Below are 14,003 nucleotides of genomic sequence, written 5' to 3'. Positions count from 1 at the left end.
CCTGGTTGGCGGCATGGCCGTCTCCACTCGGACGCCGAGTACCCGATTCTACGGATACAGGAGGGACTCCTGCCAGGCGCCGTCGACCAGGGAAAAGCAGATGCGCTCGTGCAGGCGGAACTCCCGGCCGTACCAGAACTCGACGCGGCGGGGCTTTACTCTGAATCCCGACCAGTGTTCGGGTCGCGGGACGTCGCGGCCCTCGAATTTCTTCTCGAATTCGGCCACGCGCGCGAGAAACTCCTCGCGGCTTGCCATGGGGCGTGATTGCTGCGATGCCCAGGCGCCGATCTGGCTGCCGCGCGGCCGACTGGCGAAATAGGCATCCGCTTCAGCCTCGCTGACGGGTTCGGCGTGGCCGTCGACGAGCACCTGTTCGGCGTTCTCACGCCACCAGAAGACCAGCGACACATCGGGATGCACCTCGAGGTGGCGGCCCTTGCGCGAGCCCAGGTTGGTGTAGAACACGAAGCCATGGGCGTCCATGTCCTTGAGCAGGACGGTGCGCGCCGCCGGGCGGCCGTTCTCATCGACGGTGGCCAGGGTCATGGCGGTGGGTTCGGGGATGCCGCCGTCCTCGGCGCGCTTGAAGCCGTCGCGGAAGCGCTCGACCATGGCGTCGGTCATGGAAACGAATTCGGTCATTGCAGCATCTCCTGGTAGCCGGAGCGGTAGTCGGGATGGATCAGCCGGTAGCCGGAGGCCAGCAGCCGGGCACTGGACACGCGCTTGCCCTGCCCGCCGCTCGATTGATCGCGAACGGGCGCGGGCGCATGCAGCCGGCCGGCCAGCCAGTCGAGCACTTCGCAGCGCGGTGCCGGTTTGCCGTCGCTGGCGCAGTAGAGCGGTGCGGGGCCGTCGAGCAAGAGCAGGTGTTCGAGCACGCCCGCGCAGTCTTCGGAATGAATGCGGTTGGTCCATTGCGGCGGCTGCTCCCGGCAACGCGCTTCACCGGCAGCGACTTTGCGCAGCAGGTAGTCGCGGCCCGGACCGTAGATGCCCGCAAATCGCACCACCACCGACTCCGGCGCCGATCGCCGGGCGAGCGTTTCGGCCTCGATCAGCACCCGGCCGTTGAACCGCGCCGGTTCGGTATCGCTTTCCTCGTCGACCCACTCTCCCGATTCCTGGCCGTAGACCGCGGTACTGGAGACGAACACGAGCCGGCGCGCGCGGATGCGGTCGAACAAGTTGGCCAGGCCGTCCAGATACGCTGACCGGTACCCGGCCTCGTCGTACGCGTCGGGCGTGGCCTGGTAGACGACGGCATCCCAGTCGGCGTCCAGGTGGACCAGGCTGGCAGGATCGCTCAAGTCGGCACGCACGGGAATGATGCCTTCCGGCAGGGCTTCGGTGTTCCTGCGCAGGCCGTGCACCTGCCAGGTGTCGCCGGCCAGTCGATCGGCGAGCCGGACCCCCAGGTCCCCGCAGCCGGCGATCAGCAGGCGCTTCACGTGGTGGCCGGCTCCGGCGGCGGTCCGCCGCCGTCATCGTCACCGCCGCCGGAAGATCGCGGCGGCAGCTTGCGCAGCCAGATCAACCAGACCACCAGGGCGTCGAGAATGATCAGCGCCTGCCACAGGTAGAGGTGGAACCACTCGAACCAGGTCATGTTCCACTGGCCGAGGTAGAACAGGCTGATGATGCGCACCAGGTTGAGCGCCTGGATCGCAACGAACCCGATGGCGAAACCGATGAGCTTGTGCTTGAACGAGGCGGGAAACGCGAAGATGGCCGCAAACAGGATGATCAGCGCCTCGACGCCGTTGCAGCCCGGCTCGATGCTGACCGCGAACCCCGACTGGATGTCCTGGATGACCTTGCCCGAGGACGCCACGCCGCTGTCGAACAGCTCGATGAGGAAGACGCTGACCTTGGCGATGCCGGCCGTGAACGGCAGGATCACGTGCTGCTGCACGGGCTGGAGAACCTCCACGGTGAAAAGGCCCAGCAACAGGACGACGAAGAGAATCGAAAAGCGCAGCATGATCCGGTCCGAGCACTCGATGGCGAAGGCCGAACATGGTACCAAACCGGCGCGATGACGGCGCGATGGCGCTGATCGCGGAGGGGCCGGAACAGGTTCGGCGTGATAGCATTGAACCCCGGTTGATCATGGCCTTTGCCGCATTGAATGAACAGTCGTTGGCACGACCCGATCATCGCCGCTCGGCGCAGCGCCGTCTTGCGGACGGCATGAGCGAGCAAGCCGATAGAATCATGCCGGAACGCGTTTTCCTCATCGGGCCCATGGGATCGGGCAAGACCACCGTGGGCCGGCAACTCGCGCGCCGCCTGGGCATGGATTTTCTCGACCTGGACCTGGAGCTGCAGGCGCGTTGCGGCGTCGAGGTGGCAGTCATCTTCGAGATCGAAGGAGAGTCCGGATTCCGCCAGCGCGAGTCGGCGCTGCTCGACGAACTGAGCCGGCGCGACGGCCTGGTGCTGGCCACCGGCGGCGGCAGCGTGCTCAGCGCCGAGAACCGGCGCATGCTGACCGAGCGCGGCCTGGTCGTCTACCTGCAAACCAGCGTGGACCAACAACTCAAGCGGCTCGAACGCGACAAGCAGCGGCCGCTGCTGCAGGCGCCCGATCGGCGGCAGCGCCTGACCGAACTGGCCGAGCAGCGGGATCCGATCTACCTGTCCTGCGCCGACCTGGTGGTGCGCTCTTCGAGCATTTCCCCACCGGCCATGGCGGCGAACGTGGCACGGAGAATCCGGCAACACATCGACGGGGCACAGGTGTCATGAAGGTCACCCAGGTACGAACTGCCGGAGGCAGCTATCCCGTTTATGTCGGCCAGGGCCTGCTGTCCATGCCCAGCATCTGGCAGCGCCACCTCGACGGTCGGGTGCTGGTAGTCAGCGACGACACCGTGGCCGGGCTCTATCTCGAACGGGTCGGGCGCGTGCTCGACGAAGAAGGACGTCGGTGGCGCTCGCTGGTGCTGCCCGCCGGAGAAGAAGCCAAGACGGTGGCCAACTGGCAGCGGGCGCTCGACGCCCTGGTCGAGTTGGGCGCGCAGCGCGACGCAACGGTGCTGGCGCTTGGCGGCGGCGTGGTCGGCGACCTGGCGGGCTTTGCGGCGGCCAGTTACATGCGCGGCATTCGGGTCGTGCAGATGCCGACCACCCTGCTGGCGCAGGTGGACGCCGCCGTCGGCGGCAAGACCGGCGTCAACCACACCAGCGGCAAGAACCTGATCGGCGCCTTTCATCAGCCGGCCGCCGTGGTCGCCGACATCGATACCCTGATCAGCCTCGACGACCGGGACTATTGCGCCGGCCTGGCCGAGGTGGTCAAGTACGGCGCGATCCGCGACGAGCGCTTCTTCTCCTGGCTGGAGAGCCGCGCCGAGCCGATCAATGCGCACATGCCCGACGCCCTGCTCGAAGCCGTGCACGCCTCGGTGCAGCACAAGGCCGAAGTGGTGGCGGCCGACGAGCGCGAGGCCGGCGAGCGCGCCCTGCTCAATTTCGGTCACACCTTCGGCCACGCCCTGGAGACGGCCACAGGCTATGCGCGTTTCCGGCACGGCGAGGCCGTGGCCATCGGCATGGTGCTCGCCACCCGACTCAGCGAGCTGCTCGGCAAGGTTCGTGTCGGAACGGCCGAACGCCTGGTCCACCTGCTCGAACACCTGAAGCTGCCGACGGCGCTGCCCGGCGACGTCGACCGCGAGCGCCTGCTGGCCCTGATGCGCCTGGACAAGAAAAACCGCGCCGACCGGATCCGCCTGGTGCTGCTCGAGGAACTCGGGCGCGCCACGGTGGAAACCTGTCCGACCGACGACATTCGCGAAGTACTGGAACGTTCATGAGCCCGAGATCCGATTCCCTTTTCATGCGCGCGCTGCGGCGCGAGCCCGTCGAACGCACCCCGATCTGGCTGATGCGCCAGGCCGGACGCTACCTGCCCGAGTATCGCGCCACCCGCGAGAAGGCCGGCAGCTTTCTCGACCTGGCGGGCACGCCCGAACTGGCCTGCGAGGTCACGCTGCAGCCGATCCACCGCTACGGCTTCGACGCCGCGATCCTGTTTTCCGACATCCTGATCCTGCCGCACGTGATGGGCCGCGGCCTGGGCTTCAAGCCCGGCGAGGGCCCCTACTTCGAGCGGCCGGTGCAGACCGTGGCCGACATCGACGCGCTGCCCATGCCCGATCCCGAGGACGACACCGGCTACGTGATGGACGCGGTACGCCTGATCCGCGAATCGCTGCCGGAAGCCACCCCGCTGATCGGCTTCGCCGGCAGCCCCTGGACGGTGGCCACCTACATGATCGAGGGGCGCAGCAGCAAGGACTTCGCCCGCGCCAAACGCCTGCTGCTGGCCGAGCCCGACGGCGCCGAGCGGCTGATGAATCACCTGGCCGATGCCACCGCCGACTACCTGGCCGCGCAGGTTGCCGCCGGGGCGGACGCGCTGATGGTGTTCGATTCCTGGGGCGGGGTGCTTTCGCCGCGCCTGTACGAAAGGTTCTCGCTGGCCTCCCAGCAGCGCATCGTCGACAAGCTCAAGCGGACCTGCCCGGACACGCCGGTGATCCTGTTCGGCAAGGGCTGCGGGCAGCATCTGGAGAACCTGGCCGAGACCGGCTGCGCCGGCCTGGGCGTGGACTGGACCCTGGACCTGTCGGAGGCGCGCGTGCGCGTGGGCGACCGAGTGGCGCTGCAGGGCAACCTCGACCCGGCCGTGCTGCTGACCAATCCCGAGGTCATCGCCGCCGAGACCCGGCGCGTGCTCGACAGCTACGGTTCCGGCCCGGGCCACATCTTCAACCTGGGCCACGGGATCACGCCGGAGGTGCCGCCCGAGCACGTCTCCGTGCTGGTCGAGACCGTGCGCGAGCACAGCCGGGTGAAGTGATGCTTCGCCGGCTGGTCGCGCTGGCGCTGGCGGCCCTGCTGGCCGCCTGCGCCACGCGCCCGGTCGACGACGTCACTGTCCACATCTTTTCCAACCAGCCCGGCGACGAACGGGTGCGGGCCGTCGGCGATCGACTCGAGCAGGCCGGCTACAGCCACCGGATCACCTACGCACAAACCCCGGGCGGCCTGGAAGTGGCCGAGACGGTGATCGTCCACGGCGACGGCGCCAAGGCCTTCAACCGGGCGCAGGAACTGCGGGCGCTGCTGGCCGCACCGGGCCGCGAGATCCGGATCGCCCGCGAGGGCTACGGCAACCACCACTTCACCGCCGGCAACCTGGGTCTCTACATCCACCTTCCCGCTCCGCCGCCGGAGCCGAAACTGAAAGTCCGCGCCCACCTGGCCGGGGACTGCGGCGAGCGGCCGGTCGAACTGTTCCTGCGCGTCGATCGGAGCTACCGGCTGAAGAAGCAGCGCTGGCGAGACGAGTACACCCTGGTCGATGCCGGCAGCGAGTTCGGCGAGTGGCGACCGAGCGGTTCGGGCTACGGCCTGACCACGCCCGAAGGCACGGACTGGTCGCTGGAGCCACCGCTGGATGCCGACCCGGCGCTGCGGGTCTATTTCATGCGCGGGCATCCCGAATTCGACGGCTGCCGGCTGGCCGAGCCGCTGTAGGGCCGGGGCGGGGAAAACAAGCGAGGGAACCACGGAGCGCAGACCCGGTCGGAACGGGTACGGGGGCGTGAAACATGGCGCTTCTCGTTCCACACACCAGAGCAGGGAGGGCCGCTCATGGGATCCGTTGTTCGCTACCTCGCCACGGTCGCCATCGCCGCGATCATCACGCTTTCGGCGTTCTACCTGATGCACCGCCTCATCGACCACGACGCCGCCGCGGCGGTGAGTCCGCCGCCGGTGACCAGCATCTATTTCGGTCCGGTGGAAATCCCGGATGAACCGGACCCCGACCCGAGGGTCCGGCCGGAACCACCGGAACGGCAGGAACCGCCGCCGCCGAGCCGGGTGACCGCCCAGGTCGAGAAGATCGATCGGGCGATCGACATCGAGCGCACGCTCGAGCCGGCGCCGGGCGCGAACCGCATCTACACCGGCGGCTTTACCGGCGGGCCGGGCGGCGGCAACGGCAGCGCGACCGCACGTCCGGTCGCGGCCGTGCCACCGCCCTATCCGCGCGAAGCCGCCCTGCAGGGCCTGGAAGGCTGGGTGCGCTTAGCCGTCGAGATCGATGCGGCCGGGCGCGTGCGCGACGTCGAGGTGCTCGAGGCCGATCCCCGCGGCGTGTTCGATCAGGCGGCCGTCCAGGCGGTTCGTCGCTGGACCTGGAAACCGGCCATCATCGACGGCCAGCCCACCGCCCAGCGCGTGGTGCAGGAACTGACCTTCGAGCTCGACGAGTCCTGAAGACGGGTGGGAAAGCGGACTTCGGCTTAGCCCTGCCTGAGCTGCTTTTCCAGCTTGGCCCAGGTGTCGCGCAGAGTCACGGCGCGGTTGAAGACCGGTTTTTCCGTCGTGGTGTCCGGGTCGGGCACGAAATAGCCCAGACGCTCGAACTGGAAGAACTCTCCGGGACGGGCGGTCTCGGTGCCGGCCTCGATGCGCGCGTCTTCCAGCACTTCGAGTGAATCGGGGTTGAGGTGCTCGACGAAGTCGCGCTCCTTGTCGCCGGCCGGGTGCGGCACATTGAACAGGCGGTCGTAGAGCCGGACCTCGGCCTTGACGGCGTGCTCTGCCGAAACCCAGTGGATGGTGCCCTTGACCTTGCGGTCGGCGCCCGGTTGTCCCGAACGCGTGTCCGGATCGAAGCTGCAGCGCAGCTCGACGACGTTGCCGGCTTCGTCCTTGATGACCTCGTCGCACTGGATGATGAAGGCGTTGCGCAGGCGAACCTCGCCGCCGGGCTTGAGGCGGAAGAACTTCTTCGGCGCCTCTTCCATGAAGTCGTCGGCCTCGATGTAGAGCTCGCGGGTGAGCGCCACCTTTCGGGTGCCCATGTCCGGATTCTGCGGGTGGTTGGCGGCCTGGACCCACTCGGTCTCGCCTTCGGGGAAGTTGGTCAGGACCAGCTTGAGCGGGCGGAGCACGCCCATGCGGCGCGGGGCGCGAGCGTTGAGATCGTCGCGCAGGTTTCGCTCGAGCGCGCCGAAGGGAATGATGCTCTCTGACTTGGTCACGCCGATTTCGGTGCAGAAGTGGCGGATCGAGTCGGGCGTGAAGCCGCGGCGGCGGATGCCGGCGATGGTCGGCATGCGCGGGTCGTCCCAGCCGGAGACGTAGCCTTCGTCGACCAGTCGGGTCAGCCGGCGCTTGGACAGCACGGTGAAATCCAGGTTGAGCCGGGAAAACTCGATCTGGTGCGGCCGGGCAGGCACGGGAAGATGCTCGATCAGCCAGTCGTAGAGCGGGCGGTGATCCTCGAACTCCAGCGTGCACAGCGAATGGGTGATGTGCTCGATGGCGTCGGACTGGCCGTGCGCGAAATCGTAGCTGGGATAGATGCACCATGCGGTGCCGGTCCTGGGATGGGCCTTGTGGCGGATGCGGTAGATGACCGGGTCGCGCAGGTTGATGTTCGGCGCGGCCATGTCGATTTTCGCGCGCAGGACAAAGGCGCCGTCCTCGAACTCGCCGGCTCGCATGCGCTTGAACAGGTCGCGGCTCTCGGCGGGGTCCCGGTCGCGGTCCGGGCTGGGCGTGCCCGGCTCGGTCAGGGTTCCACGCTGTTCGCGAATGGCGTCGGCGTCCTGGCCGTCGATATAGGCCAGTCCGTTGTCGATGAGGTGCAGGGCGTACTCGAAGAGCGTCTCGAAATAGTCCGAGGCATAACACTCGTTCTGCCAGTCGAAGCCCAGCCAGGCGACGTCTTCCTTGATGGCATCGACATAGCGCTGCTCTTCCTTCGCCGGGTTGGTATCGTCGAAGCGCAGGTTCGTGTAGCCCCCGAACTCTTCGGCCAGGCTGAAGTTGAGCACGATCGACTTGGCGTGCCCCAGGTGGAGGTAACCGTTCGGCTCCGGCGGAAAGCGGGTGACGATCTCGTCGTACTGCCCGGCCTCGAGTTCCTTGAGAATCCGGTTGCGAATGAAGTTCGTCGGCGCGGCTGTGGTGTCGCTACTGGTCATGGGATCGGCACGGTTGATCTGAGCCGCGCATTATACCGGTCAAGCGACCCGGCCCATATCCTTGTGCCCCAGCACACCCGGCACGACGCGTCGCCTGAAACCTGAAACCTGAACCCTGAAACCTAAAAACCCATCCTTCAGCCCAAACACCCGACGCCCCACCCAACCCCCGGAACCCCGAACCCGGAACCCCGAACCCCTTCCTGACTCGATGGACCCTCGGCAGCCAATAAGCTACCCTCAGCCATCGAAAATTATCAGGGAACGGGACGGGACATGAGCCAGGAATACCGCTTCGACCACCACAAGCTGAGCAAGCAGATCTTCATCGCCCTTCTTCTCGGCCTGGCCACCGGGCTGGCGATCAACCTTTTCCTGGGGCAGGTCGGCTGGGTGCAGAACTGGCTCGTTAACGGCGTTTTCGAGGTTGTTGGCGAGATGTTCGTCCGTTTTCTCAGCATGTTGATCGTGCCGATCGTGTTCGTATCGCTCATCTCCGGGGTCGCATCGCTGGCCGATCCCAAGAGTCTGGGACGGGTCAGCGGAAAGGCGATCGGGCTGTACCTGATCACCACTTGCATCGCGATCGTACTGGCCCTGCTGGCCGGCATGGTCTTCCAGACCGGCGTGGGCGCCAGCCCGGTGGGCATGGCAACGCCGGAAATTTCCGATGCGCCGCCTTTTTCCCAGGTATTGATCGACCTGGTGCCCAGTAATCCGGTCAATGCCATGGCCGAAGGCAACATGCTGCCGATCATTATCTTCTCGATCCTGCTGGGCCTGGCGATGTCGTTCGCCGGCAAGTCAGGGCAGCGGATCGGGGAGTTCTTCAACGACTTCATGGAAGTGGTCATGAAGCTTGTCGGCATCGTCATGCTGATCGCCCCTTACGGCGTCTTCGCCCTGATCGCGGGCATGGCGGCGACCACCGGTTGGGAAACCTTTCTCGGGGTGATCAAGTATGTCCTGCTCGTGCTTGGCATGCTGATCTTCCACGCAGCCGTGGTCTACCCGACGCTGCTCAAGACCTTCACGGGCCTGAGTCCGCTGACTTTCTACCGCCAGTTCCGGGACGTCATGGCGTTCGCGTTCTCAACGGCCTCTTCCGGCGCCACCATCCCGGTGACGCTGCGCGCGGTGCAGGAGCGCATGGGCGCCAGCAACCGAATCAGTTCGTTCACCATTCCCCTGGGTGCAACCATCAACATGGACGGTACCGCCATCATGCAGGGCATCGCGGTCGGCTTCATCGCCCAGTACTACGGCGTGGACCTCACGGTGACGCAGTATCTGATGGTGATCTTCATGGTGGTCATGGCCTCGATCGGGGCGGCCGGTGTTCCGGGCGTGGGCCTCATTCTCCTCGCCGGCGTACTGGCCCAGGTCGGACTGCCCAAGGAAGGCATCGCCCTGATCCTGGGTGTCGACCGGCTGCTCGACATGACCCGCACCGCCGTCAATGTCACCGGCGACGCGACCGTGACCTGCATCGTGGCCAACAGCGAGAACGAGCTCGACACCGACCGCTTCAACGATCTCCACAGCGGGGACGAGCCGGCGCGGGAAGGCGGCTGAGCGCGCCGGCAGTTATCCGGCAGGCCTACAGGCTAGCGTCGGCCGACCGTCTCGCGGTTGGCCGCGTCCATTTCCAGAGCCCGGGCCATGGCCCCGGGCGCGCCGGCGGCGAAGGCCAGCGCGGCGAGGGTGCAAAACGCCATCACCAGCACGATCGGTAGCGGTGTCCCGTCCGCCAGCCAGGTCGATGTCGCGCTGATCAGTCCGCCAAGCGCGAACTGCGTTGCCCCGAGCAGTGCGCTGGCCGTGCCGCCGAGCCGGGGAAAGAACTCCAGCGCATTCGCGATGTTGTTGGGAATGATGGTCCCCAGGCAGCCGCCGATGACCACCATGCAGACGGCAACCGTGACCAGTCCGGCCCCCTGGACGATGGCGGCGAGCAACGCCAGGACTGCCAGGGCCTGAACCGCACAGGCCGTGCGCAGGATCCGGGTCGAGTGGAATGTGCGGAGCAGCCGGCGGTTGAGGAAGTTCGCCGCCACCATCCCGGCAACCTGGCAGGCGAACAGGATGGAGAACAGGCGGTTCGAAGCGCCGAACCACTCCTGGTAGATGAAGGCTGCGTGGGTGATGAACACCAGCATCACGCTGAAAGCCAACGTCTGGATTGCAATGAAGCGCATGGTCGTGCCGTGCCGAAGCACTGTCAGATAGTTGGTCACCAGGGTATGGACGGGCGTCGTGACCTTGGGCGCAGGAGGCAGTCCACGGAACAGGAGGTTGTGAAGCGTCAGCGCAACGACGGCGGCATACGCGGCCAGGAAGACGAAAATCGCCGGCCAGTCGAATGCATAGAGCAGGCTGGATCCGATTGCCGGCGCCAGGGCGGGCGCCACGAGCATGACAATGCCGATCAGAGAAAACAGGCTGGCAGACGCCTGCCCGTGCGTGCGATCCCGAACGATGGCGGGAACCGACACCGCACAGCAGGCCCCGCCCATCGCCTGGACGAGCCGCCAGGCCATCATCCAGCCCAGGGATTCCGCGCGTGCCAGCATCAGGCTGGCCGCCGCAAAGATCACCAGCCCGGTAAACAGGACGACACGACGCCCGTACCGATCCGAAAGCGGCCCTGCAACCAGCTGCGTCAGCCCCAGGGCAAACACGTAGATGCTCAGCGTCCGCCCGACCGCCGGCAGATCCACTCCAAGATCGGCCGCGATCTCCGGAAATGCAGGCAAATACGTATCGAGCGCAAACGGCCCGATAGCGACGGTCATGCCCAGAAGAATGGCGAATCGAAGAGTGGACACCAAGCGGCCAAAGGTGAATCAGATGGTAGCTTGCCACAGCTCCCATCCCGAAAGAGTGGCGGTGTCTGCAAGACGGATTAATGAATTATGACAATCGCGCTGACCGTAGGGCAGCGCACAACGTAAATGCCTGGCAGCGTAGCCCGGCGCGGTGGTGCGGTTTGCGCCGCCAGGCGCAAGAAGCGCCGCCGCAGAGGGCGGCCACGCGTGACCGTAGGCACTGCCAGGGCGCTGAAGCGGCTTCCAGATAAAAAGAAACCCCGCAGCCAAAGGAGGCTACGGGGTTCCTAGAGTAAATGCCTGGCAGTGACCTACTCTCACACGGCGAATGCCGCACTACCATCGGCGCTGGCGCGTTTCACTGCCGAGTTCGGGATGGGATCGGGTGGTTCCACGCCGCTATTGCCACCAGGCAAAGTCAACTGTACATCAGCCTGCGGCTGATGTCCGTTGATCCCGGCCTTGAGCCGGGACCTCCCTGCTATTAGCAACCAGCAAGGAGTCGGAATCTGTTCAAGAGCGTTTCAGTCGTGTCATCGCAAGAGAGCGGAAGCTCTCCAATTGGCTTTGGTGTTATATGACCAAGCCTCACGGGCAATTAGTACTGGTTAGCTTCATGCATTACTGCACTTCCACACCCAGCCTATCAACCTGGTCGTCTTCCAGGGCCCTTTAGGGACCTCGAGGGTCCAGTGAAACCTAATCTTGGAATGGGCTTCCCGCTTAGATGCTTTCAGCGGTTATCCCTGCCGATCGTAGCTACCCGGCAATGCATCTGGCGATACAACCGGAACACCAGCGGATCGTCCACTCCGGTCCTCTCGTACTAGGAGCAGATTTCCTCAAGTTTCAAGCGCCCACGGCAGATAGGGACCGAACTGTCTCACGACGTTCTAAACCCAGCTCGCGTACCACTTTAAATGGCGAACAGCCATACCCTTGGGACCGGCTACAGCCCCAGGATGTGATGAGCCGACATCGAGGTGCCAAACACCGCCGTCGATATGAACTCTTGGGCGGTATCAGCCTGTTATCCCCGGAGTACCTTTTATCCGTTGAGCGATGGCCCTTCCATACAGAACCACCGGATCACTAAGACCTGCTTTCGCACCTGCTCGATCCGTCGATCTCGCAGTCAAGCACCCTTGTGCCTTTGCACTCAGCGCACGATGTCCGACCGTGCTGAGGGTACCTTCGTGCTCCTCCGTTACTCTTTGGGAGGAGACCGCCCCAGTCAAACTACCCACCACACATTGTCCCTGAACCGGATAACGGTTCGAGGTTAGAACTCCAGTTACACCAGGGTGGTATTTCAAGGTTGGCTCCACGCAGACTGGCGTCTACGCTTCAAAGCCTCCCACCTATCCTACACAGGAATAACCGAAGTTCAATGTGAAGCTATAGTAAAGGTTCACGGGGTCTTTCCGTCTAGCCGCGGGTACACTGCATCTTCACAGCGATTTCAATTTCACTGAGTCTCGGGTGGAGACAGTGTGGCCATCGTTACGCCATTCGTGCAGGTCGGAACTTACCCGACAAGGAATTTCGCTACCTTAGGACCGTTATAGTTACGGCCGCCGTTTACCGGGGCTTCGATCAAGAGCTTCGCCGAAGCTAACCCCATCACTTAACCTTCCGGCACCGGGCAGGCGTCACACCCTATACGTCCACTTACGTGTTTGCAGAGTGCTGTGTTTTTAATAAACAGTCGCAGCCACCTGGTCACTGCGGCCTCCGGAAGCTCAGAGAGCAAGTCTCATCACCGCCAGAGGCGTACCTTCTCCCGAAGTTACGGTACCATTTTGCCTAGTTCCTTCACCCGAGTTCTCTCAAGCGCCTTGGGATTCTCACCCTGCCTACCTGTGTCGGTTTACGGTACGGTCAGTTGTTACCTGAAGCTTAGAAGATTTTCCTGGAAGCATGGCATCAATACCTTCGCCCCACATAGGGGGCTCCCCATCACATCTCGGCATTGATCCCCCGGATTTGCCTAAGGGACCTGCCTACTTGCTTGGACCGGGACAACCATCGCCCGGCGCACATAGCCTTCTCCGTCTCTCCATCGCAGTAACAACTGGTGCAGGAATATTAACCTGCTTCCCATCGACTACGCGTTTCCGCCTCGCCTTAGGGGCCGACTCACCCTGCGCCGATTAACGTTGCGCTAGGAAACCTTGGGCTTTCGGCGAACGGGTTTTTCACCCGTTTTATCGTTACTCATGTCAGCATTCGCACTTCCGATACCTCCAGCAAACCTCTCGATTCACCTTCGCAGGCGTACGGAACGCTCCTCTACCATGCAAGAAAACTTGCATCCGCAGCTTCGGTACATTGCTTAAGCCCCGTTGAATCTTCCGCGCAGGCCGACTCGACCAGTGAGCTATTACGCTTTCTTTAAAGGGTGGCTGCTTCTAAGCCAACCTCCTGGCTGTCTGGGCCTTCCCACATCGTTTTCCACTTAGCAATGATTTGGGGACCTTAGCTGGCGGTCTGGGTTGTTTCCCTTTCCACGACGGATGTTAGCACCCGCCGTGTGTCTCCCGTGATTGCACTCTCTGGTATTCGGAGTTTGCCATGGTTTGGTAAGTCGGTATGACCCCCTAGCCATAACAGTGCTCTACCCCCAGAGGTGAGACACGAGGCGCTACCTAAATAGCTTTCGAGGAGAACCAGCTATCTCCGAGTTTGTTTAGCCTTTCACTCCAAGCCACAAGTCATCCCCTAACTTTTCAACGTTAGTGGGTTCGGGCCTCCAGCCGGTGTTACCCGGCCTTCACCCTGCTCATGGCTAGATCACTCGGTTTCGGGTCTACTCCCAGAGACTATACGCCCTATTCAGACTCGGTTTCCCTTCGCCTTCCCTAAACGGTTAAGCTTGCCACTGAAAGTAAGTCGCTGACCCATAATACAAAAGGTACGCCATCACCCTTACGGGCTCTGACTGCTTGTACGCACACGGTTTCAGGTTCTATTTCACTCCCCTCTCCGGGGTTCTTTTCGCCTTTCCCTCACGGTACTGGTTCACTATCGGTCGGCAGAGAGTATTTAGCCTTGGAGGATGGTCCCCCCATGTTCAGACAAGGTTTCACGTGCCTCGCCTTACTCGATTTCACCTCATGTGCCCTTTCGCATACCGGGCTATCACCGTCTATGGCCG

11 protein-coding genes and 2 rRNA genes (1 of these 13 only partly in view) are annotated in these 14,003 nt (G+C 64.0%); 6 read left to right on the top strand and 7 right to left on the bottom strand.

Annotated elements, in window-relative coordinates:
• Positions 1–48 precede the first annotated feature (48 nt).
• The 3 genes from pdxH to xrtH are packed head-to-tail and all read right to left on the bottom strand — an operon-like array spanning position 49 to position 1,987.
• The gene (gene pdxH / locus DZC52_RS10715; protein ID WP_245960807.1) at positions 49–645 is read right to left on the bottom strand and encodes a pyridoxamine 5'-phosphate oxidase; all 597 of its coding nucleotides are present in this window, start codon (positions 643–645) and stop codon (positions 49–51) included.
• Positions 642–1,454: an SDR family oxidoreductase gene (locus tag DZC52_RS10710; RefSeq protein ID WP_116651134.1), complete on the bottom strand. Its 813-nt coding sequence runs from the start codon at positions 1,452–1,454 to the stop codon at positions 642–644. The genes pdxH and DZC52_RS10710 overlap by 4 nt, the downstream gene beginning before the upstream one ends.
• A complete protein-coding gene (gene xrtH, locus DZC52_RS10705) occupies positions 1,451–1,987 on the bottom strand; it encodes an exosortase H (RefSeq protein WP_116651133.1) in 537 nt (178 codons plus the stop codon). The genes DZC52_RS10710 and xrtH overlap by 4 nt, the downstream gene beginning before the upstream one ends.
• A 233-nt stretch (positions 1,988–2,220) precedes the next feature.
• Here xrtH and aroK point away from each other — a divergent pair, with 233 nt between their 5' ends.
• From aroK to DZC52_RS10680, 5 genes are all read left to right on the top strand, one after another.
• Positions 2,221–2,754, top strand: a complete 534-nt coding sequence (aroK, locus tag DZC52_RS10700) for a shikimate kinase AroK (protein WP_116651215.1) — start codon at positions 2,221–2,223, stop codon at positions 2,752–2,754.
• Entirely contained in the window at positions 2,751–3,824 is a 1,074-nt protein-coding gene (aroB, locus tag DZC52_RS10695) for a 3-dehydroquinate synthase (protein ID WP_116651132.1), read from the top strand. Before aroK ends, aroB begins: the two co-directional genes overlap by 4 nt.
• A complete protein-coding gene (gene hemE / locus DZC52_RS10690; RefSeq protein ID WP_116651131.1) occupies positions 3,821–4,873 on the top strand; it encodes a uroporphyrinogen decarboxylase in 1,053 nt (350 codons plus the stop codon). Before aroB ends, hemE begins: the two co-directional genes overlap by 4 nt.
• Complete coding sequence (locus tag DZC52_RS10685; protein ID WP_116651130.1) at positions 4,873–5,553, top strand: hypothetical protein; 681 nt, start codon at positions 4,873–4,875, stop codon at positions 5,551–5,553. Before hemE ends, DZC52_RS10685 begins: the two co-directional genes overlap by 1 nt.
• A gap of 117 nt (positions 5,554–5,670) precedes the next feature.
• Positions 5,671–6,300 (top strand): energy transducer TonB, encoded by a 630-nt coding sequence (locus DZC52_RS10680; protein WP_116651129.1) that lies wholly within the window; start codon positions 5,671–5,673, stop codon positions 6,298–6,300.
• Positions 6,301–6,326: 26 nt separating this feature from the next.
• Here DZC52_RS10680 and DZC52_RS10675 read toward each other — a convergent pair whose 3' ends face one another.
• Positions 6,327–8,018 (bottom strand): glutamine--tRNA ligase/YqeY domain fusion protein, encoded by a 1,692-nt coding sequence (locus DZC52_RS10675; protein ID WP_116651128.1) that lies wholly within the window; start codon positions 8,016–8,018, stop codon positions 6,327–6,329.
• Between the two features lie 276 nt (positions 8,019–8,294).
• On the opposite strand from DZC52_RS10675, the gene DZC52_RS10670 reads away from it, so the two are divergent.
• Positions 8,295–9,593 (top strand): dicarboxylate/amino acid:cation symporter, encoded by a 1,299-nt coding sequence (locus tag DZC52_RS10670; protein ID WP_116651127.1) that lies wholly within the window; start codon positions 8,295–8,297, stop codon positions 9,591–9,593.
• Positions 9,594–9,625: 32 nt separating this feature from the next.
• Here the strand turns inward: DZC52_RS10670 and DZC52_RS10665 are convergent, their stop codons facing one another.
• The 3 genes from DZC52_RS10665 to DZC52_RS10655 all read right to left on the bottom strand — a co-directional run.
• Entirely contained in the window at positions 9,626–10,846 is a 1,221-nt protein-coding gene (locus DZC52_RS10665) for a multidrug effflux MFS transporter (RefSeq protein WP_116651214.1), read from the bottom strand.
• A 298-nt stretch (positions 10,847–11,144) separates the two neighbouring features.
• Positions 11,145–11,259: ribosomal RNA gene (gene rrf, locus DZC52_RS10660) — 5S ribosomal RNA — on the bottom strand.
• A 164-nt stretch (positions 11,260–11,423) separates the two neighbouring features.
• A 23S ribosomal RNA gene (locus tag DZC52_RS10655) occupies positions 11,424–14,003 on the bottom strand (it continues 305 nt past the right edge of the window).

The sequence above is a fragment of the Wenzhouxiangella sediminis genome (assembly GCF_003410055.1).
Lineage (GTDB): Bacteria > Pseudomonadota > Gammaproteobacteria > Xanthomonadales > Wenzhouxiangellaceae > Wenzhouxiangella > Wenzhouxiangella sediminis.
Note: the sequence above shows the minus strand (reverse complement) of the source record. Positions and strands in the feature narration are given on the sequence as shown.